A 23,946-nucleotide genomic window follows, 5' to 3' on the forward strand; every position below is an offset into this window, starting at 1 on the left:
TTCACTTCCAAATCTCTGGTTCAACCTGTAGATCAACATTGTATTTGTCTTTTACAATACGTTTCACATACTCAATTAATGAAATCACATCCTTGAAAGTAGCGTTACCTTTGTTGATTATAAAACCTGCATGTTTTGTTGATATTTGAGCTTCGCCTATCGAAAAGCCTTTCAATCCTAAATTTTCTATCGTAGTTCCCACAAAAAAATCTGGTTTCGGTCGTTTGAATATGCTTCCCGCAGATGGTAAATCGATAGGCTGTTTCTCCCATCTGCGGGTTGAAAAATCTATCAATTTACTTTTGATCCTTTTAAGCTCATCTTTTTTTAGTAAGAATTTAGTGGATAACAGAATGAAAGAACCTTCCTGGAGAATGCTGGTTCTATAACCAAACTCTAAATCACCTTTATTTAAAGTCTTTACTTTTCCATCCCTTAAATCGTATACCGTTGTTTCCAAAACAACATCCTTCATTTCACCCCCGTAAGCCCCGGCGTTCATGTAAACACCTCCGCCTACACTTCCTGGAATGCCGCACGCAAATTCAAGTCCAGAGTATCCATCTTCCGAAAGCAAAAAAGAAAGAGCAGATAAAGAAACTCCGCTCTGCGCTTCTACAATCAAATCCATATTATTTTTTTCTTCAAAATTCATTTTATTTATGTATTTTGTGGAAAGTACAACAAATTTTAAGGGTTCGTCACTTACGATCAGGTTGGTTCCTTGACCTATAATTTTGAAGGGGATTTCTCTTCTGACTAATTCTGATAAAGCATTCACAAAAGAACTTAAAGTTTTTGGGAATAAGATATAAGGAACAGGTCCTCCTATTCTAAAACTTGTATAATATTTGAGAAATTCATTTTGTCTAACTTCACATCCATCTGCGTATAAACTAAGTTTAAGATCTTCTGAAATCATTGAATACTCCTATAAATTAGGCGAACTCTTCTTTATAATCCGAATTCAATTTTTCTAACCACTCTGGTTCCTTTCCATAACCGAACTTATCCATTAAATCCCCACAATGTTTTTGAAGTATACGTGCCCTTTTTTTATTCCAATTTTTCCAATGAGGTATCTTATACTTATCCGATGCAGAGTTTATTTTCTTCTTAAGAAAAGAAGGTTCAAAAGCATAATTTCTGCTGAATCCATCATCAAACTTCGTGGAAAATTCTAATAGATCAATAAAATTCTCTTCTTTTTTCTCACCGAGGAATAGGTCTTCGTATCGATATAATTTGAAATTATTTTTATTTTTCATAGATTCTAATACCAACGTATTCAGTTTATTATAATACCAGGCAAACTTTTCAAATTTGCTCATGCTATTCCATTTCATCGAGTAGGGATCGTCTTTGAAATGGAAGGCTCTCATACTCATTCCTAAAAATGAAAAATCAACTTTACTATATAGCAAATAAACGGGGGAACTTATGGCTGAACGGATCCATGTTCTTGGATCCCTTATAATAAAAACGATTTTACTATTAGGAAAAACATCTCCCAATAGGTCTATAACTCCGTGAAGATGGTTACTTGATTCGACGTACAAGCTTTCCTTTGTCTCTTCCAAAATCTGTTTTCTTAAGCCTTTTATATACTCTTTAGTTTTTTCGTCGGTTATTTTGCCCTTCCTCCTGTAAGTGCTCAACTTGCACATGGATTTGGAAGGCAAAAACTGCCCTACGGTCATTTGATAAAAGCCGAACCTTTTTATATCGTTTCCCCATTTTTTAAGATCTTTAATGAACACATTTGCAGGTTCATGGACCGCATAACAATCTTCAACCATTTTTGATAAACTTTTTGCAAGAAATCTCGTGCCTGTTCTTCCGGTTGAAGTGATAAATACACAATGTTTATCAAAAACATTATCCACTTCATTGCCTCCTTTCACAATTATAAGGCACCTATTCTTTTTAACAATTCTCTCAAGGATTCAGGATCCGTATATAATATACCTTTAATTCCAACTTCTTCGGCAGCCATTATGTTCTCAACAATATCATCCACAAAAAAAGTTTCTTCTGGTTTCAAATTATACCTATTAAGCAAAAGTTGATAAATTTCCTTTTCAGGTTTCAATAGCTTCTCTTTGTAGGAAATAATCATTCCATCAAAGATATCGAAAAAAGAGTATTTCCCTCTTATATAATTGAAGGCCTCTTTATGAAAATTAGATAAGATGAAAAGTTTGTTGTTTTCTTTCAATTCAGGTAGAATTTCTATGTTTTCAGTTATGGGATGAAGATAATTCTTCCAGTCTTTGAGCAATATATCTATTTCTTCTTTTAAATCAGGATTTTTCTCGATGAAAATCTTTTTGGCTTCCTCAAAAGACAAGGTTCCCCTATCCAATTCTTTCCATATGCTTGTTTTAAAAACAGCCTCTTTTAACTTCCTTTTTATAAGCGGATCTTTGAAAAGACCATCTAAAATCTCATCAGGATCGAATTTAAAAAGGACATTTCCCAAATCAAAAACGATATTTCTCAAAAAAAATCCCCCTTCTTTAGTCTTTACCCTTCGACTAAATTTTATCACAAAAATATTAAAAGATTAAAAACAAAGATAAAAAAAGATTTTTTACTATTAAAAGCGCCATATTTCTTCAAAGGTATGAGGGGTTTCACAATATTCACATATTAACTCATTCTCCTCATTTCTAATGAAAGAGACCTGTACGTTTTCGTTGTTTTGAGGGTTGGTTATACAGTTTTCATTTTTACACCTTAACTCTTCGAAACCGTATATAATAGGCGGTAAAGAAATTCTGTATTTTTCTTTTACTCTTCCACCTTCAATAATATTCACAGTTGTGTTTGGAGATATAGCTGAAAGCTTTTTTATTTCTTTCTTTGATAGATGAACGTCGGGCAAACTAATATAACCCTTTAATCTACCATCGGCTGATCTAAATATTCCGTCTGCACTATCAATATTATAAAACTTCAAAATCTTCCTTATCTTCATGATAGTCTCATATATCTTTTCCGACTTTTGCCCTTTGGCTATGTGATCTATTACCGTCCCATTTTCAATTGGCTTGATCCCTCTTTTTCCTTCACTCAACAACCCTTTTTTACCATCCTTTATCGGAGCGGGTATGATGAAATCCTCTTCATTAATTTCAAGATTTTTTCTTGAGGTATCAAAGGGGGCGGTTAAAGCTCCACCTAACATAGAAAGTAAGATTATCCTTGTCCAATATCCGTTTATTGCCTGTTTTTCCCAGCCGTTAAGCGGTAAGGGGTCTAAAAAGGTTGGAATAGTGGGGTAAGTTTTATGACGAGGGAGGGGGTGATAAAATTTTACGTTTTCGGAAATAAGGGGGAGAAATTCTTTTGTAAAAGTCACACTTTTTCTCAAAATATGTTCTTTTTCTAGAATATCTTCACCCATTCGTTCTAATTGAAGCCTTGTGAAATACCAAATGTTCGCTTTTTTACTCTGTTTTAGGTACTCTTCTATTGAAGAGAAGATTCTAACGTTGTACCCTTTTAGCTTCATTTTGCTTATATAGTGTTTTGGCATCTGTAATTCTTCTGGCGCTATCAAATCAACCTCAACATTTTTAAATATTTTTAAACCTTCCACTTTGGAATGGACCGTTCTTCCATGAAGGAGATCCCCAATAAGGGCTATATGAATGTACTCGTTGTTGAAATCCATCTGTTCTAAAAATGTGAATTCATCTAAAATCTCTTGAGTAGGATGCTCGTGCTTACCATCTCCGGCATTTATAAAAGAAGGATGTGGTAGGTTATGCCTTGAAGCAAATTCTGATACCTTTTCGTCTAATAACTTGCAAGTACCTTCCAGTTTTGATCTGATAATGAATATAGAATAATCCGAATAGCCCGTTAACATATTGAAGGTATCTATATAACTTTCATTTTTATTAAACGAGGAGTGTTCTGATTCGAAGATGTTGATTTTAGCGTTTTTGTGGAATTTAGAAGCATTAATGAAGGATTCTTTGGTTCTGGTACTTGATTCGAGGAATACTATATAAATACCTGTTTGATTTTTTATTTGAAACTCAGTAAGATCTTCTTTATTTGCCCATTTTGCTTTTAGCCTTTTTGTTTGGTTGTAAAGAAATAACTGCTCTTCAACCGTTAAATCATTCATAACCGTTAAACTTCTCCCTAAAAAATCATTTTTCATAAGAATCCCTCCCAAGTAATTTCTCTTCTACTCTCTCTAAAATTCTAAAGCCTCTTTTAGTACCCCTTCGCCCTGTGGCCCCCCCAAATTTCTTATGAGTCTAAGTAAAATTACTTTTTGTATTATACCATTTTTTTGTAAGATAAACAACATTGACAAATACAATATACAGTGGTATGATATAAAATATAACACAATAAATTGAGTCTTTTGTAAAACATTTTGACATTTAACTATAAGGGGGTTGAAAAATATGGATTTAGATTCTATCAAAGACAGTTTGTTGTTGAAACCAGTAACTATAAATAAACGCCAAGAAGGAGAATTAAGGAAAGAAAATTTAATTAAAGAACAAAAAAAACGCAGTGTAGAGAATTATTCAAATGCAGAAAAAATGAGTTTTGATGTAAGGAAAACGATAAATGAATATATCGAAATGAAAGACTGGCGAACCAACGAAAATTCAAACACTACTTATTCTTATCCGGGTTTGTACTTACACTTAGCTGGGAGCGCTTTAGCAAATTATGTGTTAAACGAAATATACCCTTCAGAAATATCACAGGCTCATTCATCAGGTGCTTTACATATTCATGACTTATCCCATGGTATAGTCGCTTACTGTGCCGGATGGTCACTTATGGATCTAATAAAGAAAGGTTTTGGGGGTGTAGAAGGGAAAATCAATGCCAAGCCTGCCAAACACCTTTCCGCCTTAACTGGACAAATGGTGAATTTTTTGGGTGTTATGCAAATGGAATTTGCAGGTGCCCAGGCTTTTAACTCTGTAGACACTTTGCTCGCACCCTTTGTAAGAGCGGATAAATTAAGTTATGATGAGGTGAAACAGTTCATTCAACAAATGGTCTTCGCAATGAACGTACCTTCTAGATGGGGATCGCAACCACCTTTTATAAACTTTACACTTGATTGGACAGTTCCTGATGATCTAAAAAACGAACCTGCAATTGTTGGCGGAAAGGAAATTGGAGTATATGGAGATTATCAAAAAGAGATGAATATGGTGAACAAAGCCTTCTTAGAAACTATGCTTGAAGGAGATGCAAATGGCAGAATTTTTTCTTTCCCCATCCCAACTTACAATATTACCAAAGAGTTCGATTGGGAAGGTGAAAATGTCGATTTATTGATGGAAGCTACAGCCAAATATGGGTTACCCTACTTCCAAAACTTCATCTCAAGTTCATTGAACCCGGGCGATGTAAGAAGTATGTGCTGCAGGTTACAACTCGATCTAAGGGAATTAAAAAATAGAGGTGGGGGCCTTTTTGGCTCAGCAGACAAAACAGGTTCCATAGGTGTAGTAACAATCAATCTTCCTCGAATAGGATATATATCTAAAACTAAAGAAGAATATTTTGAAAACTTAAAATCAATGATGGATTTGGCTAAAACTTCTTTAGAAATAAAAAGATACGTGATAGAAGAAAATCTTTCCAAAAATCTTATGCCCTATACAAAAGTTTATTTGGGCCATTTCAACAACCATTTTTCAACCATAGGAATAATAGGAATGCATGAGTCACTTTTAAATTTCATGGGGAGAGGTATTGAAACCAACGAAGGAAGAGAATTTGCAATAGAAGTTTTGAATTATATGAGATCAGTTTTGAAAGATTATCAAGAAGAAACTGGAAATTTATACAACCTAGAAGCAACACCTGCAGAAGGAGCATCTTATCGGTTAGCTAAAAAAGACAAACAACTTTATCCTGACATAATAACTTCAGGTGACGATGAACCGTACTACACAAATTCGACATTTTTACCAGTTGGAATCACTGAAGACCCGTTTGAAGTACTTGAGCATCAAGCACCATTACAAACTTTATACACATCCGGTACAGTAGTACATATCTTTTTGCAGGAAAAACCCCAAGCAAGTACTCTAAAAACTTTTATTAAAAAAGCTTTTAGTCAATACCCAGTTCCATATATGACTATAACGCCAACTTTTTCCATTTGCGAAACCCATGGTTACATTGCAGGAGAACATTTTGAATGTCCCATTTGTGGCAAACCTACCGAAGTTTATTCAAGGGTTGTTGGATATTACAGGCCTGTGAAAAGTTGGAATAAAGGAAAGCAACAAGAATTCAAAGAAAGGCTTGAGTACAGAGTATGAAAATCGCATCTATGCAAAAAGTAAGCTTTATTGATTACCCGGACAAAATAGCTGCCGTGCTATTTTGTCCCTATTGTAATCTAAGATGCCCCTATTGCCATAATCCTGAATTAGTTTTTTTCACAGGCAAATTGGTTGACGAAGAAAATATATTTTCTTATTTGAAATCAAGAGTCGGAGTTGTAGAAGGGGTTGTCATCACTGGAGGGGAACCAACTTTACAAAAAGATTTAAGAGATTTTATCATTAAAATAAAAGATATGGGATTTTTAGTAAAGCTTGATACCAATGGTCACAATCCAAAAGTTTTAAATACGGTTATAGATATTGTAGATATGATAGCGATAGACATAAAAACCAGCTGCCAAAAGTATAAAACTATCGGTGGAAATTGTGTTATACTAAAAGAAAGCTTAAATCTACTAAAAGATTTCAAAGGTGATCTGATTTTAAGAACCACACTATACCCACCCATGACAACAAAAGACGATTTAGAAGAAATGAAATCAATTATTCCGGATGATTTAAAATACTCAGATTGGATGTATAATGAATACAGAGACATTAAAACCCTTGAAAAATATATAAAAGAACACAACGAAGTATCTGGTGAAGGGGCGCTATATACAAGGTTTTAGAATTTCTCAAGGCGGTTATCAAAAACAAAAACGGAGGTAAAATTATGAAACTCGTCAGATTTCAAAAAGATGGAAAAATAAGTTACGGCGTTTTGGAAGAAAACATTATAAAAGTTATTAACGGCGATATCTTTGACGAATTCACAGTTACCGATAATATCTATCCGTTCACTGAGGTTACGTTAAAGGCTCCTTGTAATCCTAGCAAGATCGTTTGCGTTGGCTTAAACTATCGAGATCATGCGGCAGAAATGAAGGATAGAATTCCAGAAGAACCGGTTCTCTTCATAAAGCCGTCAACGGCTGTGATTGGGCCAAAAGAAAGTATTATATACCCAAAAATGAGCAATCAAGTAGATTATGAGGCAGAACTGGCAGTTGTAATTAAAGACAAAATCAAAGACATAGAAGAAGACCAAGTAAAAGAACATATCTTAGGATATACTTGCTTTAACGATGTTACCGCCAGGGATTTACAGAAGAAAGATGGACAATGGACACGAGCAAAATCCTTTGATACTTTTGCGCCCTTTGGTCCCACAATTGTAACAGATATTGATCCAAGTAACCTAAATATCCAACTTTTACTCAATGACCAAATCAAGCAAAACTCAAATACTAACCAATTGATCTTTTCTGTGGAAAAACTCGTAAGTTTCATATCAAAAATAATGACCCTAAATCCGGGCGATGTAATTGCTACAGGCACACCTTCAGGTGTGGGACCGATGAATGTTGGAGATAAAGTGGCAGTTAAAATAGAAAAAATAGGTATACTAGAAAATTATGTTAGAAACTATGCATCTAGGCTCTGATTATAGATGCAGTGAATAGTTGATATCACTCATCTAAATATCCCAAATTCTTCAATCGTTTTTTAATCGCCTTTATTTCCTCTTCAGTCAATGTTTCAATTTGGTTAGTTGATTTGTTATTCTTTTTGGTTTGCTGGATCTCCTCAGAAGATACCAAATCTCTAAGCACAAACACAACAAACTCTGTAACACTTGAATAACCAGTATTTTCTATTATAGATTTAAGTTTATCATACAATGGTTTTGGTATTTTTAAGGTCACCTTATCAGACATAAAAACCACGCTCCAAATGTATTCTTTTAAATGTATTATATCATGTAGTTTTTGATTAAACAACGTTTTTTCTTTTTGAAAGATCTTAGTGTTATTATTTGTCTATAGCTTCTTTTAAAGGAGTGTCTTAATGAGCAAAAAAATCGTAATAATCGGATTAGACTGTGCTTCACCAAATTTGGTCTTTGATGAGTTTTTTGATGATTTACCTAATTTAAGAAAAATTATGAAAAATGGAGTGTATAATGAATTAGAGTCTACTATCCCTCCAATAACCGTCCCCGCCTGGATGAGCATGTTCACAGGTAAAGATCCTGGTGAACTTGGAATATATGGTTTCACAAATAGACGCACTTATGATTACCACTCTTTCTCATTGGTTTCTTCAAAAAGCGTGAAATATAAAAAATTATGGGATATTTTCACCGAAAAGGGCAAACAAAACATCGTGATTGGCGTACCTTTGACTTACCCTCCTTCTCCCTTGAAAGGACATATGATTACTGGATTTTTAACACCTTCTTTTGAATCTACTTATACTTATCCAAAACATTTAAAAAATGAATTGGCAGCCACTACAGGACATTTTATTTTTGATGTAAATGATTTTAGAACCGAAGATAAAGAAAGATTGTTAAAAGATATCTACGATATGACGAATAATCATTTTAAAATTGCGAATTATTTAGCAAAAAACAAACCGTGGGATTTATTTGTAATGGTTGAAATGGGAATAGACAGAATTCACCATGGATTTTGGGCTTTGCACGATAAAAATCATCCAAAACATGTAAATAGCAAATTTAATTCAGCTATTAGAGATTATTATATTCATTTAGACAACAAGATAGGAGAATTTTTGAATGGTATTCAAGGCGATTTCGACGTTATAATAGTATCCGATCACGGCATAAAACCCATGTACGGTGGCATAGCCATTAACGATTGGCTCATTAAGAAAGGGTATTTGGTTTTAAAGGAGTATCCAAAAAATCCCGTTTCTATAAATAAATTGATAAGAGAAAAAAAGATAGATTGGAGTAAAACCAAGGTGTGGGGAAATGGTGGCTACCATGGCAAGCTATTTTTTAACATAAAAGGCAGGGAGCCTTTGGGGGTGATTGGAAAAAATGAATTAGATGATTTCAAAACTAAACTGATAAAAGAGCTGAAAGATATCAAGAATGAAGATGGTAATGAGATGAATACCAAGGTCTACGAAGCTGAAAAAATTTATAATAAAGTAAAAAATATTCCTCCAGATTTGATTATTTACTTTGATGATCTATCTTGGAGATGTCAAGGTAGCCTTGGTAATAAAAGCATTTATACACACGACAACGACATCGGCCCCGACGATGCTAATCACGACAGATCCGGGATTTTTATAAGCAGCAACAAAATTCTAAAAATCAACAAAATTACCGATTTTTTTAATTCGATACTTTATAATTATCTGTCTGATTGAAATTAAAATACGATCATTCTAATGCTTAGAAAAGTAATAATACAACCAAGAGAAATCATCAACACTTTAGCAGGAATTTTCTTGGTTATCAAAGCAGCAATAGGAGCCGCTAAACTTCCCCCAATGATTAATCCAATAATAACGCTCCAATTGAATTGTGACAGCAAGGCTATGAATGCCATAACTTCAGAAATAGTGACAAAAAACTCAGCAGCGTTTACTGAACCTATAGTCTTTCTTGGATTCTTTCCATCAGAAACTAACGTTGTTGTGACGATAGGTCCCCATCCACCACCTCCAATGGCATCAAAAAAACCTCCTAAAAGACCTAAGACAGAGTAATGCCTCCTTCTCGTAATTTTCTCCTCTGAGTGTTTATGCATGCTGGTAACTTTGTACAATATTCTTATCCCCATAATCAATAAATAGATACCAATGAACGGTTTGATTTTGTTACCGTCAATATTTGTTAAGATATAAGCCCCTAAAACTCCTCCTATTACACCAGGTATTAAAAGTTTCTTGAAGAGGTTCTTATCAACGTTACCAAGTTTCAGATGAGAAAATCCTGATAAAAATGTTGTGAAAATCTCTGCAAAATGAACTGAAGCACTTGAGATAGCAGGGGGTACGCCAACAGATAACAATAAAGCATTTGAAATAGTACCATAAGCCATTCCCAAAGCCCCATCTAAAACTTGGGCAAGAAATCCCACTATTATAAAAAACCATAAAGTCTCCAACTCTATCCCTCCATCCCTTCCTTAATACTCCTTCTTGAGTATTATACTCCAATTAGAGTGTGGAGTCAAGTAAACTTTTGATTTTCTTTTGACTCACTAAAATTCTTGCGAAGCCTAAATTGATCTTCTGGGTGGGGATGGGACAAAGGAGGCGCTAAGCAAGTTTTAGAATTTTTAAAGACGATATAAATAATTTTCTAAAAATGATGTAAAATATATAATGAAAAGGTAATATTTGCAATAATTAATTTATTTTTTTTATATTACATATCCACACGGAAAAATATAATATGGAGGTGGTCATATGGTTAAGATAGCGGTGGTTGGAGCGGGTAATGGAGGTCAGGCATTAGCGGGATATTTAGCCATGAAAGGGTTCGATGTATCTCTCTTTAATAGATCAAAAAGAAGAATATCTCCCATCATAGATTCACATTCAATAAAAATAGAAGGTCAAGTAGTTGGTGAGTATCATATATCTTTTGCCACAACAAATATGGAAGAAGCAATAAAAGGAAGAAAGTTAATTATGGTAGTTGTTCCGGCCTTTGCGCATAAAGAGATAGCAAAGAGGATGGCCCCATATTTAGAAGATGGCCAAATAATAGTTTTAAATCCTGGTAGAACAGGTGGTGCACTAGAATTCAAAAATGTATTGAAAGAAGAGAACGTGAAAAAAGACGTTATACTAGCCGAAGCTCAAACTTTCATTTTTGCCTCAAGAATGTCCAATCCTGGAGTAGCTAAAGTGTTTAGAATAAAAAATGCCGTTCCTGTTTCTGCACTACCCGCCACCAGAAATGAAGAATTAGAAGAAGTACTGTGTAATGCAATACCAGAGTTTGAAATAGTTAAGAATGTAATTTACACAAGTTTTAACAATATTGGCGTTGTTTTTCACCCGGCAACATTAATACTGAATGCAGCAAGGGTTGAAACAATGGCAGGAAAGTTTGAATTCTACTTCGAAGGGATCTCCCCTTCTGTAGCAAAAGTTTTGGAAAATATAGATGAAGAAAGATGTAAGGTTATGGAGCTTTTTAATGCGGAACCTATGACAGCAAAGGATTGGCTAAACTATGCATACGATGTAAGAGGAAACTCTTTATACGAAGCTATTAGAAACAATGTTGGTTATAGAGGCATATATGCACCCCCAACGTTGGATAATAGGTATATTCTGGAAGATCTTCCAATGAGTCTTGTACCCATCTCATCTTTTGGAGAAGAATATGGTGTGAAAACACCTGTAATTGATTCTATCATAAATCTTGCTAATATAATGATGGAAAAAAATTTCTGGAAAGAAGGTAGAACCGTAAAAGATTTAGGTTTAGAAGGAATGAGCATAGAAGACATAATAAGACTTGTTGAGGAGGGAGAATCATGAAAAGGATTCTTGGTGCTTCTATGGGAAGTGACGTACATACAGCAGGAATATTAAACTTTTTGGAATTAGCTCGAAATGAAGGGTATGAGGTTATTTACTTAGGTGGAGCTGTCCCAATTGAGAAAATTATTAAAAAGGTAGAGGAAGAATCCCCAGATATTGTTTCAATAAGTTACCGTTTGGGAGCTGACGCCTTCGAAAATCTTATAAAAGAATTTATAGAAAAGGCAAAAAAATTAAAAAATTATGAAAAGATTGATTTTATCTTCGGAGGAACGATTGAAACCTCACAGGTTGCAAGAAAATACAACTTCTTTAAAAAAATCTTTGATGGTTCAGAGGAAGAAGAAGATGTCGTTTTATTTTTAAGAGGTCAAATAAAATATAAACAAGAGGAAAATTTCCCCTCTACCTTAGCCGAAAGGATTGAATTTAAATCCCCATATCCGCTAATTAGGCACCATATTGGACTTCAAACAATGGAAGAAACCATTGAGGAGATAAAAAAACTTGCAGAATCCGAACTTTTGGATATCATCTCTTTGGCACCCGATCAAAACTGCCAACAATACTTTTTCGAGCAAGAAAAGATGGACCCCAACCAGGACGGAGCAGGAGGAGCACCCATTAGAAATGAAAAAGACTTTGTTGCCATGTATGAGGCAAGTAGAAGAGGCAATTATCCTTTAGTAAGATGTTACTCTGGAACCAACCACATGGTCGAATTTTCGCAAGTTCTAAAAAGAACTGTCAACAACGCATGGGCAGCGATACCCATATTTTGGTATTCTGAAATTGATAGAAGGTCTGAAAGGAACTTATTAGATGCGATAAAAGAAAATATGGAAGGAATAAAGTGGAACGCAGAGAACGGTATCCCGGTAGAAATTAACGACGCTCACCAATGGGAACTAAGATACGCCCACGACATTTTAGCAGTCGCAACTACTTATTTAGCTGCTTATGTAGCTAAAAAACTTGGGGTAAGATGGTATGTTCAACAATATATGATGAACACTCCCCCAAAGTTATCTCCAAAGATGGATATAGCTAAGTCTTTAGCCAAATTAGAACTGGTGGAAACGCTAAAAGATGAAACCTTTACACCTTACAGGATGGTAAGAACTGGACTTCTTTCTTTTCCAGCCGACCCCAACAGCGCTATGGGACAACTTGTTTCTTCTATGTTTTATTCATCTTACTTGCAACCACATATAATCCACGTAGTAGCGTACTGTGAGGCGATGAAAAGGGCAACTTCAAAAGAAATAATAGAAAGTGTAAAAATGGTAAAAAGGGCGAACTCTTTGGCATCTCGAGGCTTACCTGATTTTGCCAGCGATCCTGAGATCAAAGAAAGGGTAAATTTATTGAAAGAAGAAGCTATGGTCATAATAGAAAAAATTAAAAGTATCTCCCCTCAAAAAGAGGATCCTTTGGCTGACCCAGAAACTCTCTATTTAGCGGTAAAAGAAGGAATTTTAGATGCAGTTGGGTTACAAGGCAACTCTGCTGCCAAAGGGGAAATAAAATCGGCTGTAATTAACGGAGCTTACGAAGCTGTGAAAGAGAACGGTGAAGTGCTGAGAGAAGCTGAAAGACTCTTTGGAAGACAGTAAATGGTACTTTATATCTTCACGCTAATCTCCTATCCAAGTTTATCTAAGAGAGGAGTGTAAAAAAATTAGCAGGAACATTAGGAGCTGACAAAAATGGATACTTTAGTTAAATGTATTGAAGATCTTCGTATGAAACTGAATAGGTACCGAAAGCATGGTCTTAAAGAATATCCAACGCGAACAATATTTATAGATCAATTACTCGAAGCTCTCGGGTGGGATATAAGAGATCCGGATGAAGTGGAACTTGAGTATTCCACTATTGATGGAAAGTCTGTTGACTATGCTGCCAAAATAAACCGCAGGCTTGTCTTATTCATTGAAGCGAAAGCCTTAAATGATCCACTTACAGATGTCAAAGCTATTACTCAGGTAGTTGGTTACGCTGCCAATGCGGGTGTGGAATGGTGTATCCTTACCAATGGTATTAACTATAAGGTTTACCATAGTACCGAAAAGACAGAGGCCCCGGAAAAACTACTTTTTGAAATTTCTCTTGATCCAAAAGAAACAGAAGGAATGTCGATTCAACAAGTTGCAGAACAATTTGCACGTTTCTCACGTGATTCAATGGCTAAAGGTGTGCTTGATGAGATTGGTGAACAAATCTTTACAACAGGAAAGATAAGAAAAGCTTTAGATAAACTCTTTATGGATCCTCCAAACACATTAATTAAGGTTATACGCTCAACCCTGGAGGACGACTCCATCAAACCAGCTCAAATCAAGAAAGCCCTCAAGACGCTTTGGTCCCAACCATCGGAAACAGAAATACCTTCAACTTATAGATATACTAAAAAGCCAGTTCCTTCATCAGAATCTAAAGTAAAAGAGTATAATGAAGAGCATCACTTAAATGGAAAACCGCAAGAAGTCGTAGAATTATTTAAGACACTTGATAAATTTTGTAGAGAACTTGATCCAAAAATAGTTCAAAGAGAAACCCTTAAACACTATATAAAATACAAACATGGTAATAACATTTTTTGTTGTGTTCGTATTCATAAAAGTGGACTTCGTGTTTTGTTAAAGTTGAATTATTCGGATTTAGAGAGTCCAGCTGAATATGTTCGTGATGTATCAAATATTGGGCACTTGGGAGTTGGAGATTTTGAGTTAACAATCGATAGTCTTCAAAGATTTCAAAATGCCAAAAGCCTAATACAAAAATCATTTGAAAGGAACAAATCAAAATGACTTGTAAAAGGTATTTAGTCTGTCCAATGAAAAAATATTATGATAAAGGGCAGAATATTTTCTTTATAGTGCAAGATGTGACTTAAAGTAAAAAATTAAAAACTGTTTACTGAGCAAAAGACTTTAGAACTGTTTTTCTTAAAAGATATGCAATCAGAAATATTAGAAACAGTGTCAGGACTATCATTGGGCCTGATGGAACGTTTAAGTAATAAGATAAAAAAATACCCAGAACAGATGAAAAAACACCGACTATTACAGATATTATCAGCATTTGGTTTATACTTTTTGCATAAAGCTTTGCTATAACACCAGGGGTTATAAGTAGAGAAGTTATCAGTATGATCCCTATTATTTTAACGGAAACAACTATTGTAACGGACGTGATCATTAAAAATACTAAATTTATTATGTTTGTAGGTACTCCAAATATTTTACTTAATCTTTGATTGAATGAGTAATATTTAAGTTCCTTGTTTAAGAAAATAACCATAGAAAGAATAAATAAGTCAAAAATTCCCAATAAAATCAAATCTTGTTGAGTTATCATTAATACGTCCCCAAATAGAAAACTGTCTATTTCAGGGACGTATCCTTTTTTGAATGAAAGTAAAATTACCCCTATAGCCATAGAAAGCGATAAGAGCATTCCTATCACACTATTTTCTTGTACCCCTTCTTTTTTACCCAGTTGGTTTATAGCTATTGCAAATATGATGGCGACTATTATAGACAATAAATTCATATTCAATCCAAAGAAAAGTGCGAAAGCTATGGCACCAAACGCCACATGGGCGGCTCCATTTCCAATAAACTCCATCTTTTTTAGGACTATGAAATTTGATAGCAACGCACTACCAAAACCTGAAAGAATAGCACCAATTAAGGCGTATCTCATAAAAGGATAACTTAGAATGTCAATCATCTTTATTGCTAACCACCTTCATCTTTTCATTGACGTGGATAAACAATTCAAAGTCTTTAGAGTACAAAGTTCGCAAATCATTGATATCAAGATCAGCAGTGTTTTTATGACAGTGCAATGTTTTGTTCATACACATAATTTTGTTTGTTTCTTTGAAAATCATGTTCAAATCGTGACTTATTAAAATTATACTCATGTTTCTATCATGCTTGAGATCTCTAAGAGTTCTATACAATATATTTTGTCCTTCTTTATCGATATTGGCTTCAGGTTCGTCCAGTATTAATATATCAGGATCGGAAACTAAAGCCCTTGCCATCATCAACCTTCTATACTCTCCTCCAGATAATTTCCCTACTAGCCTGTTGTATAAATGGTCAATTTGTAGAAGTTTGAGAGTTTCTCTAACTTTTTCATAATGTTCTTCTTTAAACCTCTTAAACGGACCAACTTCACTGTATAAACCCATTAAAGCAACTTCATATACCTTGATAGGGAAATCTCTTTCTTTTTCTTCCGATTGTGGAACATACCCAATTTTCCCGTTTATCTTTATTTCTCCTGTATAATCTTCGATTTCTCTGATTAGAGTTTTTATTAAGGTTGATTTACCAGCTCCGTTAGGTCCTATTATCCCTACAAAGTCTCCTCTGTATATATCAAAAGATATATTGATCAGTATATTGTTATTTTCAGCTGAATAATTCAAATCTTTAACGGATATTAATGGGTCAGTAGCCATAATTCACCACCCGGATGATTTCAAATAAGTTGTATACGTATAGAGATTCTAAATCGAAAACACCTTCTACACTTCCTAAAGGGTCCAAAACCCCTATACTTAAATTCAAGTTTTCAGCTACGACACTCACAGCCTTGTCGCTGAGCTGAGGTTCATTGAAAATAGCTTTTACGTTTTTCTCTTTAGCAACATTAGTTAATTCAACTAACTGCTTTGGAGTTGGTTCGACCCCAGGAGAGAGTTGAATTACACCAGCAATGTTTATATCGTACCTTCTTGCGAAATAATCGTAGGCGTTATGACGCGTAAATATTGAACCATCGATGACCTTCGCTTTTTCAACAAGGTAGTTATCAAGCAAAATCAATCTGTTTATATATCTTTCAGCGTTTTGGGCGTAGTAATCTTTATTCGCAGGATCTAATTCTCCAAAAACCTCTGCCAAGCCTGGAATGATGTAGGTATACATAATATATGGATCTAACCAAATGTGCGGGTTGTATGCAAACTCTCCATGGTCATGATCTTCGTCAGTCCCGTTCATACTTATAAGTTCTTCAACTGGGATGTAATCCGACACTTGAATTATTTTCACGCCCTGCTTTTCCAGATTCTTGGTTAGATTAGAGATAAAAATTTCTAAAGCTAAACCATTTGTAATTAAAACATCAGATTCGTACAAAGGCACTAGTTCTTTTGGTGTTGGCGAGTATGTGTGTGGGCTCTTTCCTGGAGGAACGACAAGGTTCACTTGACCTTTTTCTTGAATTATTTCTTTACTTACATAGTAATAGGGTAGTATCGACGTTGAAACGTTTATAGCGAATACTAAAAATGAAACTAATAAGACAATGGTTGTTAAGATTGTTTTCTTCATGCCTTCTCTCACCTACTTTTTTATATTTAGTAATACTTTGAACGATTTTTACTGATTGAGATGACCATATTGACCGTCTTCGGTAATCTTCTGACATTCTTTACATATTCCTTCAAAATAAAGCGTATGAGTCAAAACTTTGAAGCCTAATCTTTCTTTTATATACTTACTCATCTGCTCAGAATAACATAGATCAAACCTTTCAAACTTCTTACATTCTGTACAGTATATGAAATGAAAATGCCCTTTTCCCTTAAAAAAATATTTGATTTTGTCTGAAAAAACGATGGATTTAATGTCTCCATTTGATTCATAATTTTTCAAGTTTCTGTAAATCGTGGATTTATCGTAATCTTCGTTGAGCTTTTCATAAATTTGTTCGGCGTTGAGTGGATAATCATACTCTTCTAAAATACCTAAAATGTCTCTGCGAGCTTTTGTGTTTCTCATATAAAGTTCACCTCTTGGGATAAACATGAATGATGTTAAACTGTTAAAAGCATAAATGCAAACGATTTGTTTTTGCAATTAATTTGCACAAATATTATATAGTAAAAACTTTAAAATGTCAAGTTTTTTTATGGTATAATCTAAAAAACTAAACATGGTCTTTCACTTAAGTTCTATGACTACCTACGGTGAACCCCCTCTGTTTCTTATCGTGGAGGAGAGTGAAGTAGCATTATCTATAGTTTTAGAGCTTCTCTATGCAATAGGCCAGATCTCAGAAGGAGGAAAAGTATGGGTGCTATTTCTCAAATCATATCGGTTATATCTGGGTTTATCGGATTGATCTTTACCGTTTTTTTGGTGTTCAATATTTTAGAAAAATCTCCTGGAAATGAAAAAATGCAAAAACTTTCAAAAATAATTCAAGTTGGTGCTCGATCTTTTTTATTTTCTGAATATAGAATCCTTTTTGTTGTTATATTTTTATTCGCTGCTTTTTTGTGGCTTGTAAGCTCTTATAAAATGGCTTTGTCTTTTCTTTTAGGATCGGCATTTTCGGTTTTATCAGGTTTTCTAGGGATGTCAATAGCCACCAGAGCCAATGCCAGGACAACCAATGCAGCGATTAGCACCTTAAAAGATGCTTTGACTGTATCTTTTAATGGTGGCGCGGTTATGGGAATGATTGTTACCTCTTTAGGATTAATGGGATTGGGAGGTATATTCTTCCTTGGCAAAGGAAATACTGAATTAATGAGTGGCTATGCTATGGGTGCATCTTTTGTAGCGCTTTTTGCAAGAGTGGGAGGAGGAATTTTCACCAAAGCCGCTGACGTGGGGGCTGACCTGGTTGGTAAGGTTGAAGCAAATATTCCAGAAGATGATCCAAGAAACCCAGCGGTCATTGCTGACAATGTGGGAGATAATGTGGGGGATGTTGCAGGTATGGGCGCCGATCTGTACGAATCTTACGTAGGCTCGATCTTTTCTGCTTCAGTGTTAGGAAGCATCGCTTTTTCATTTAAGGGGGCACTTTTTCCGTTTTTTGTAGCTTCATCAGGTTTGATATTATCAATTTTTGGTATTATTTTTGTTAATTACTACATCAAAACGACAAAGGAAGTTGAACCCGAAAAGGCCCTTCACTTTGGTACATATCTGACATCATTTCTTCAAGCTATAGTTGTTTTTTTCTTATCGAAAATAGTTTTCGGGAATTTTTATTCAGGTTTAATTGTTATTATGGGTATGGTGGTTGGAATTCTTATAGGGAGCGTTACAGAATATTACACTGCAAAAAAACCCGTTACAGAGCTTGCTAAAAGTGCTCCTTCAGGCTCTGCTCCGCTGATTATCAATGGTCTTGCTCTAGGGATGGAATCAACGCTTTTACCAATTCTTTTAATAGGAACAGCTATTGTACTTTCATTCTACTTTTACGGCCTTTTTGGAATAGCTATCGCAGCTGTTGGAATGCTTTCGACACTGGGTATGAGTTTATCTATCGATGCATATGGCCCTATCGCCGATAATGCCGGCGGAATTGCGGAAATGGCTCATTTAGAACCTTACGTCCGAGAAAGAACGGACAAGTTGGATGCTGTAGGGAATACAACCGCGGCAATGGGGAAAGGTTTTGCAATAGGATCCGCTGCTTTAACAGCTTTGGCTTTGTTCGCCTCTTATTTGCAGTTAACAAATATTTCCATAGTTGATTTGAATGATGCGAATGTATTTACCGCCTTGTTAATCGGTGCTATGCTTCCATTTCTGTTTTCCTCTTTGGTAATGAAAGCAGTTGGTAACGCTGCAAATCTTATGGTTGAAGAAGTAAGAAGGCAATTTAAAGAAATTGTTGGATTAATGGAAGGAAAAGCTGATCCAGACTACGGTAAGTGTGTAAAGATAGCTACCGATGGTGCTTTGAAATATATGATACTTCCTTCTTTAATCGCTGTAATAGCTCCAATAATTATTTATCTGTTATTAGGCAAGCAAGCTGTTGCAGGAATGTTAGCAGGAACAACAGGCTCAGGCGTTATGTTAGCGATATTCATGGCCAACTCTGGAGGTGCCTGGGATAACGCTAAGAAGTTAATAGAAACAGGAAAATACGGGGGAAAAGGGTCTTTGGCACATAAGGCTTCTGTTGTAGGAGATACCGTGGGGGATCCTTTAAAAGATACAGCAGGACCTTCGATAAATATTTTAATAAAACTTATGTCTATAGTTTCTATAGTGATTATTCCTATTTTAATTAGAATTTTTGAGTGAAACTCTTTGTTAAAATTAAAATTTGGAGGTGTATATAATGAAAAGAGTCGCTGTTTTGAATGTTGGTGGAGACTGTCCAGGCTTAAATGCCGTAATCAGGGCACTCATCGTAAAAGGCGCCGAAGAGAATGTCGAAGTCGTTGGTGTCTACGACGGTTTTATGGGTCTTGTTGAAGATAAATTAACAATCCTTGCCAAAGAACATGTCTCAGGTAAATTGCCTGAAGGTGGAATAATTTTGGGCTCTTCAAAATATGATCCTACTGCTAATCCAGACGATTTGAAAAAGTTAAAAAATAACTTTGAAAGATATCAAATAACTAGTCTGATATTGTTAACAGGCCATACCGGAGCAAATATCGCCTTAAAATTGGCTAATGAAGGCATACCTTCGATAATAATACCCGCCACCGTTGATAACGACCTATACTGGACGGATCTTAGTGTTGGCTTTCTAACTGCATTACAGATCGTCACAGATGCATTAGATAAACTTCATTCCACTGCCAGTGCAGGTCATAGGGTAATAGTTGTGGAAACCGGAGGAGACGAAGCAGGATGGTTGGCCACAATTGGTGGAATGGCAGGTGGTGCAGATTATATAATAGTACCAGAGTTCGAATTAGACCCTAAAGATATGGTTGAAAATATTAAAAGAAGATATTCTGCAGGTAGAAGATTTTCCATAGTCGTAGTAGAAGAAAAAGTCAAACTCCCCGAAGAGGTTCAAAATATAATAGGTGATCCCAAAGTTCGTCAATACATGAAACCAGCAGAATTAGTCACAGAGTATATAAAATCTAATCTGCAAAATGTTGAATGTAGAACCGTTGATTTGGATTATTTACAAAGAGGAGGAACTCCTTCATCTTTTGATAGATACTTGGCTTTTAAATTCGGTGTAACTGCTATAGAGGCTGTTAAAAAAGGAAAATCTAACGTGGCTTTAGGTTTGGATGGTTTTGATGTTGTGGAAAAACCCTTTACGGAGGAAATTTTGAAGAATAAAGAGATAAGTAGAGAATTATACGAGATGGGTAGATTGTTTTTCTAAAAATATTTGGCGGTGCTTCTTGCACCGCTATATTTCTACTTCAATTGAAAAGGATATTTTGATCAATGGCGTTGTTTCTCCATACGGGCCGGGCCAACCTTCCACATCTGTTTTTCTTTCATCATCGTAGGGTGTTGCTAAGTTTATTTCACCTTTGAGGTAGTGTTCGAAGATAATTTTGTATCTGGTTGTTTCATTGGCGATATCCAATCCTATTAAGTAACCTTCCATATCGTTTCCGTAGTCAAAGCCTATTGGGATATCTTCTCCATTATATTTGGCGGTGTACTTTAAGTAAGGTGCCCATTGGTTGTACATCCAAGTGTAAACCTTATAATACTCTATCTTCGGAGATATGTAGTATTTCGAAGTTTTACCAACTAATCTTGTTCCTAATCCCCAAGCGAATGCGGTTGGTTTGTAACCTGTTGCTCCCCCTTCAGTTTCGGGTACTACAAAATCGTCCATTGCAAACTGCCCGTATATTTGCCATCCTTTGGTAGGAATGATAGAAGCATCTACTCCCAACATATTATTTGAGAATCCTTCACCAAGGTTGTTATGAGCTATACCAAAAGGGTTAGCATCAGAAAGGTCTGGATATTTCCCACCGATCAAATTTAGTTCGTTCAAAGAAAGTCTAACTCTATCGCAAAGATTAAATTCTAATCTGTGTATAAACAAGGTTTTTGAAGGATCAGAATACCCAAAATCTTCCAATCCAACTCTGTCGGAATTAGTATCAAAAGAGGTATCTTTTTGCCTTTCTAACTCATCTTCAGTTAAGTAAGGATCGAAAAAGTACATTCCTGATACAATTCTCATACTTCCTGCATCGTATCCACCCATGAACCCAGTAACATATGGCAATGAGTCAGATAGATATACCCCTCTTTCCAGATCTGACCAATTGGTTTCAAATATTCCACCAATCAACCACAGGGGATCAAAAGATTTGTAGAAGAAACCAGGGTAAGCTTCAAACTCATTGTTTGAATTTATTGGGTAAGGTGTTATGTTTGTAAAATCTTTTCCTGCGTATATTGAAGATAGTAGATAAACTTCGTTTGTCGTTATCTCAGAGAAGCCCTTCGTATTAAAAAAAATGAAGATAAGTACTAATATTTGAAGCGTTACTATTTTTCTAACTTTCTCCATATTTATCAAAGAACTCTTCTTCACTCATTATAGTAATTCCGTAACTTTGAGCTTTATCTAATTTAGAACCAGGGTTTTCTCCAACAACTAGGATATTCGTTTTCTTCGTTACGTTTTCAGAGAAGGTACCACCTTTAGATTCAACGTATTCAGCAAATTCTTGCCTTGTCATTTTAGAAAGTGCACCGGTTTGACATATAACTAAACCTTTTAAAGGCCCTTCTGATTTTTCTTCTTCTTTTTGGCCCGTGTTGACTCCCGCATCTTTTAGTTTTTTAACAATCTTTTTAACTTCTTCCTGTGAAAAAAACTTAAGAATTGCATTTGCTATATCTTCACCAATACCCTCTATTTTAACAAGTTCATCGAATTTTGCGTCTATTAAACTGTCTAAATTTTTAAAATGATTAGCAAGATCTTTCGCCGTTTTTAAACCAACATTTGGTATCCCAAGAGCGTTAATTAATCTGTACAATTCTCTATTTTTGGATTGTTCTATTTGGGTCAAGATGTTTTTTACTGTTTTGTCTCCTATACCTTCCCCTAAAGTTCTAATTTTTTGTTCGTTTAAATAATAAAGATCTGCTATATCTTTAACTAAGCCTGCTTCTACGATTCTTTTCAATATCTTTGGTCCAAGTCCTTGAATATTCATTGCGTTTCTTGAAACAAAATTTTCCAACGTTCTTAAAAGCTTTTCTGGACAAGAGGGATTCAAACATCTTATTGCCACTTCGGAAGATTTAATTTTTCCAACTTTTCCACCGCATACAGGGCATTTTTCAGGGGGTTGGATTATTTTTTCTTCCCCAGTTCTCTTTTCTTTAATAGGGCCTATAACTTGTGGTATTATCCCTCCAGCTTTTTCAATTAATACGTAATCGCCTTCCCTTATATCTCTTTCCTCTATATAGTCAAAGTTGTGCAAACTTGCCCTTTTTACCGTTGTTCCTTCGAGTTGTATAGGAACAAATTCCGCAACGGGGGTTATTATCCCTGTACTTCCAACTTGAAACTTTATAGCTTTTAACTTAGTCTCTTTTTGTTCGGCTTCAAATTTGAAGGCAATTGCCCATCGTGGGGATCTAGTGGTTTCTCCAAGGATTCTCTGTAATTCAAAACTGTTCACTTTGACTACTATTCCATCTACTTCGTATTCTAATTCCTTTCTGCTTCGATTCCATTCTTTCCAAAATTCTATGACTTGTTCAATATCTTCAACCTTTGTGTAATTAGGATTGATTCTGAAACCAACTTCTTTCAGAAAATTCATCGCTTCTTCTTGTGTCTGTAAATTGTAATTTTGAGGGGAAATAACGTAATACATAAAAGAGCTTAACTTCCTTTTTGCCACCTCTGTACTATCCAGAAGTTTTAAAGTGCCAGCTGTGGCATTTCTGGGATTAGCGAAAACAGGTAACCCTTTTTCTTCCCTTTCAGAATTTATTCTCACAAATTCTTTCTTTGGCATGTATATTTCCCCACGTACCTCAATGGTTAGATCTTTTCTCAATCTTAAGGGAATAGAGGGGATGGTTTTTACGTTTTGCGTGATATCTTCCCCTGTAGTTCCATCGCCTCTGGTTATAGCTTGAGTTAATAGTCCATCAGTGTACCTTAAAGCTACCGATACTCCATCTATCTTCAGTTCACAGAAGTACTCAACATGGTTTGAGTTCAAGTTCTTCAAAACCCTTTTGTGAAATTCTAAGATTTCTTCTTCGTTGTAGGTGTTATCTAAAGATAACATCGGTATCGAATGGTTGACTTTATTGAATCCCTCAACAACGATCCCCCCGATCCTTTGAGTAGGCGAATCAGGAGTTTTCAATTCGGGATATTTTTTTTCAAGCTCTACCAATTCTTTAAATAGCTTATCGTATTCCTGATCGGAAATAATAGGATCTGCCAATACGTAGTATCTGTAGTTATGTTCTTCTATCTCTGATTTTAAATTTTCATATCGTTCTTTTATATTTTTTGGTATGTACAAATTACA

General features: G+C 35.2%; 21 protein-coding genes. 9 read left to right on the forward strand and 12 right to left on the reverse strand.

Annotated features, from left to right (window positions below; translation table 11 throughout):
- Position 1 precedes the first annotated feature (1 nt).
- The 4 genes from murB to AD60_RS05180 all read right to left on the reverse strand — a co-directional run bounded on the left by murB (position 2) and on the right by AD60_RS05180 (position 4,177).
- Positions 2-922, reverse strand: coding sequence for a UDP-N-acetylmuramate dehydrogenase (murB, locus tag AD60_RS05165; RefSeq protein WP_103927444.1), 921 nt, complete (start codon positions 920-922; stop codon positions 2-4).
- Positions 923-938: 16 nt separating this feature from the next.
- On the reverse strand, positions 939-1,886 hold the full coding sequence (locus AD60_RS05170) for a sulfotransferase (RefSeq protein WP_158248381.1): 948 nt from the start codon (positions 1,884-1,886) through the stop codon (positions 939-941).
- Between the two features lie 20 nt (positions 1,887-1,906).
- Complete coding sequence (locus AD60_RS05175; RefSeq protein ID WP_012208801.1) at positions 1,907-2,503, reverse strand: HAD family phosphatase; 597 nt, start codon at positions 2,501-2,503, stop codon at positions 1,907-1,909.
- Positions 2,504-2,599: 96 nt separating this feature from the next.
- Complete coding sequence (locus AD60_RS05180) at positions 2,600-4,177, reverse strand: bifunctional aspartate carbamoyltransferase catalytic subunit/aspartate carbamoyltransferase regulatory subunit (RefSeq protein WP_012208802.1); 1,578 nt, start codon at positions 4,175-4,177, stop codon at positions 2,600-2,602.
- 253 nt (positions 4,178-4,430) lie between these two features.
- On the opposite strand from AD60_RS05180, the gene AD60_RS05185 reads away from it, so the two are divergent.
- Genes AD60_RS05185 through AD60_RS05195 form a run of 3 tightly spaced genes read left to right on the forward strand, consistent with a single transcriptional unit; the run spans position 4,431 to position 7,776 of the window.
- Positions 4,431-6,323, forward strand: a complete 1,893-nt coding sequence (locus tag AD60_RS05185) for a ribonucleoside triphosphate reductase (protein WP_012208803.1) — start codon at positions 4,431-4,433, stop codon at positions 6,321-6,323.
- Complete coding sequence (locus AD60_RS05190; RefSeq protein ID WP_012208804.1) at positions 6,320-6,961, forward strand: anaerobic ribonucleoside-triphosphate reductase activating protein; 642 nt, start codon at positions 6,320-6,322, stop codon at positions 6,959-6,961. The genes AD60_RS05185 and AD60_RS05190 overlap by 4 nt, the downstream gene beginning before the upstream one ends.
- A 44-nt stretch (positions 6,962-7,005) precedes the next feature.
- Positions 7,006-7,776 carry a fumarylacetoacetate hydrolase family protein gene (locus AD60_RS05195; RefSeq protein WP_103927446.1) on the forward strand — a complete coding sequence of 257 codons (771 nt, stop codon included), beginning with the start codon at positions 7,006-7,008 and terminating at the stop codon, positions 7,774-7,776.
- Between the two features lie 25 nt (positions 7,777-7,801).
- On the opposite strand, the gene AD60_RS05200 is transcribed toward AD60_RS05195, so the two are convergent.
- Positions 7,802-8,050: a DUF5320 domain-containing protein gene (locus AD60_RS05200; RefSeq protein ID WP_041534070.1), complete on the reverse strand. Its 249-nt coding sequence runs from the start codon at positions 8,048-8,050 to the stop codon at positions 7,802-7,804.
- 130 nt (positions 8,051-8,180) lie between these two features.
- Between AD60_RS05200 and AD60_RS05205 the strand changes: the two genes are divergently transcribed.
- Positions 8,181-9,518 (forward strand): alkaline phosphatase family protein, encoded by a 1,338-nt coding sequence (locus tag AD60_RS05205; RefSeq protein WP_103876598.1) that lies wholly within the window; start codon positions 8,181-8,183, stop codon positions 9,516-9,518.
- 2 nt (positions 9,519-9,520) lie between these two features.
- On the opposite strand, the gene AD60_RS05210 is transcribed toward AD60_RS05205, so the two are convergent.
- Positions 9,521-10,261, reverse strand: coding sequence for a sulfite exporter TauE/SafE family protein (locus AD60_RS05210; protein WP_103876599.1), 741 nt, complete (start codon positions 10,259-10,261; stop codon positions 9,521-9,523).
- A 304-nt stretch (positions 10,262-10,565) separates the two neighbouring features.
- On the opposite strand from AD60_RS05210, the gene AD60_RS05215 reads away from it, so the two are divergent.
- The 3 genes from AD60_RS05215 to AD60_RS05225 all read left to right on the forward strand — a co-directional run bounded on the left by AD60_RS05215 (position 10,566) and on the right by AD60_RS05225 (position 14,467).
- Positions 10,566-11,651, forward strand: coding sequence for an NAD/NADP-dependent octopine/nopaline dehydrogenase family protein (locus AD60_RS05215; RefSeq protein WP_103876600.1), 1,086 nt, complete (start codon positions 10,566-10,568; stop codon positions 11,649-11,651).
- Entirely contained in the window at positions 11,648-13,270 is a 1,623-nt protein-coding gene (locus AD60_RS05220; RefSeq protein ID WP_103876601.1) for a cobalamin-dependent protein, read from the forward strand. Before AD60_RS05215 ends, AD60_RS05220 begins: the two co-directional genes overlap by 4 nt.
- Before the next feature lie 93 nt (positions 13,271-13,363).
- Positions 13,364-14,467, forward strand: coding sequence for a DUF5655 domain-containing protein (locus AD60_RS05225; protein ID WP_103876602.1), 1,104 nt, complete (start codon positions 13,364-13,366; stop codon positions 14,465-14,467).
- Between the two features lie 106 nt (positions 14,468-14,573).
- Here the strand turns inward: AD60_RS05225 and AD60_RS05230 are convergent, their stop codons facing one another.
- From AD60_RS05230 to AD60_RS05245, 4 genes are read right to left on the reverse strand one after another with little or no spacing between them, the layout of a single operon-like run.
- Entirely contained in the window at positions 14,574-15,392 is an 819-nt protein-coding gene (locus tag AD60_RS05230; RefSeq protein ID WP_103876603.1) for a metal ABC transporter permease, read from the reverse strand.
- Positions 15,385-16,134 (reverse strand): metal ABC transporter ATP-binding protein, encoded by a 750-nt coding sequence (locus tag AD60_RS05235; RefSeq protein WP_103876604.1) that lies wholly within the window; start codon positions 16,132-16,134, stop codon positions 15,385-15,387. The genes AD60_RS05230 and AD60_RS05235 overlap by 8 nt, the downstream gene beginning before the upstream one ends.
- The gene (locus tag AD60_RS05240; protein ID WP_103876605.1) at positions 16,124-17,011 is read right to left on the reverse strand and encodes a metal ABC transporter substrate-binding protein; all 888 of its coding nucleotides are present in this window, start codon (positions 17,009-17,011) and stop codon (positions 16,124-16,126) included. The genes AD60_RS05235 and AD60_RS05240 overlap by 11 nt, the downstream gene beginning before the upstream one ends.
- Positions 17,012-17,059: 48 nt before the next feature.
- Positions 17,060-17,461, reverse strand: a complete 402-nt coding sequence (locus tag AD60_RS05245) for a Fur family transcriptional regulator (RefSeq protein WP_103876606.1) — start codon at positions 17,459-17,461, stop codon at positions 17,060-17,062.
- Between the two features lie 291 nt (positions 17,462-17,752).
- Between AD60_RS05245 and AD60_RS05250 the strand changes: the two genes are divergently transcribed.
- A complete protein-coding gene (locus AD60_RS05250; RefSeq protein WP_103876607.1) occupies positions 17,753-19,735 on the forward strand; it encodes a sodium-translocating pyrophosphatase in 1,983 nt (660 codons plus the stop codon).
- A 37-nt stretch (positions 19,736-19,772) separates the two neighbouring features.
- Positions 19,773-20,789, forward strand: a complete 1,017-nt coding sequence (locus AD60_RS05255; RefSeq protein WP_103876608.1) for a 6-phosphofructokinase — start codon at positions 19,773-19,775, stop codon at positions 20,787-20,789.
- Positions 20,790-20,816: 27 nt separating this feature from the next.
- On the opposite strand, the gene AD60_RS05260 is transcribed toward AD60_RS05255, so the two are convergent.
- Positions 20,817-21,947, reverse strand: coding sequence for a hypothetical protein (locus AD60_RS05260; RefSeq protein ID WP_134079987.1), 1,131 nt, complete (start codon positions 21,945-21,947; stop codon positions 20,817-20,819).
- Positions 21,934-23,940, reverse strand: a complete 2,007-nt coding sequence (gene ligA, locus AD60_RS05265) for an NAD-dependent DNA ligase LigA (RefSeq protein WP_103876610.1) — start codon at positions 23,938-23,940, stop codon at positions 21,934-21,936. The genes AD60_RS05260 and ligA overlap by 14 nt, the downstream gene beginning before the upstream one ends.
- Positions 23,941-23,946 lie beyond the last annotated feature (6 nt).

It is taken from the genome of Petrotoga sp. SL27, from assembly GCF_002924605.1.
Classification (GTDB): Bacteria; Thermotogota; Thermotogae; order Petrotogales; family Petrotogaceae; genus Petrotoga; species Petrotoga sibirica.

Excerpts from the sequence above, each read along its gene's own strand:
- AD60_RS05190 (WP_012208804.1), top strand. The coding sequence starts at position 6,320 with ATGAAAATCGCATCTATGCAAAAAGTAAGCTTTATTGATTACCCGGAC.
- AD60_RS05185 (WP_012208803.1), top strand. The coding sequence starts at position 4,431 with ATGGATTTAGATTCTATCAAAGACAGTTTGTTGTTGAAACCAGTAACT.
- AD60_RS05240 (WP_103876605.1), bottom strand. The coding sequence starts at position 17,011 with ATGAAGAAAACAATCTTAACAACCATTGTCTTATTAGTTTCATTTTTA.
- AD60_RS05235 (WP_103876604.1), bottom strand. The coding sequence starts at position 16,134 with ATGGCTACTGACCCATTAATATCCGTTAAAGATTTGAATTATTCAGCT.
- AD60_RS05260 (WP_134079987.1), bottom strand. The coding sequence starts at position 21,947 with ATGGAGAAAGTTAGAAAAATAGTAACGCTTCAAATATTAGTACTTATC.
- AD60_RS05230 (WP_103876603.1), bottom strand. The coding sequence starts at position 15,392 with ATGATTGACATTCTAAGTTATCCTTTTATGAGATACGCCTTAATTGGT.
- AD60_RS05220 (WP_103876601.1), top strand. The coding sequence starts at position 11,648 with ATGAAAAGGATTCTTGGTGCTTCTATGGGAAGTGACGTACATACAGCA.
- AD60_RS05180 (WP_012208802.1), bottom strand. The coding sequence starts at position 4,177 with ATGAAAAATGATTTTTTAGGGAGAAGTTTAACGGTTATGAATGATTTA.
- AD60_RS05200 (WP_041534070.1), bottom strand. The coding sequence starts at position 8,050 with ATGTCTGATAAGGTGACCTTAAAAATACCAAAACCATTGTATGATAAA.
- AD60_RS05250 (WP_103876607.1), top strand. The coding sequence starts at position 17,753 with ATGGGTGCTATTTCTCAAATCATATCGGTTATATCTGGGTTTATCGGA.
- AD60_RS05205 (WP_103876598.1), top strand. The coding sequence starts at position 8,181 with ATGAGCAAAAAAATCGTAATAATCGGATTAGACTGTGCTTCACCAAAT.
- AD60_RS05255 (WP_103876608.1), top strand. The coding sequence starts at position 19,773 with ATGAAAAGAGTCGCTGTTTTGAATGTTGGTGGAGACTGTCCAGGCTTA.
- AD60_RS05245 (WP_103876606.1), bottom strand. The coding sequence starts at position 17,461 with ATGAGAAACACAAAAGCTCGCAGAGACATTTTAGGTATTTTAGAAGAG.
- AD60_RS05195 (WP_103927446.1), top strand. The coding sequence starts at position 7,006 with ATGAAACTCGTCAGATTTCAAAAAGATGGAAAAATAAGTTACGGCGTT.
- AD60_RS05215 (WP_103876600.1), top strand. The coding sequence starts at position 10,566 with ATGGTTAAGATAGCGGTGGTTGGAGCGGGTAATGGAGGTCAGGCATTA.
- AD60_RS05225 (WP_103876602.1), top strand. The coding sequence starts at position 13,364 with ATGGATACTTTAGTTAAATGTATTGAAGATCTTCGTATGAAACTGAAT.
- murB (WP_103927444.1), bottom strand. The coding sequence starts at position 922 with ATGATTTCAGAAGATCTTAAACTTAGTTTATACGCAGATGGATGTGAA.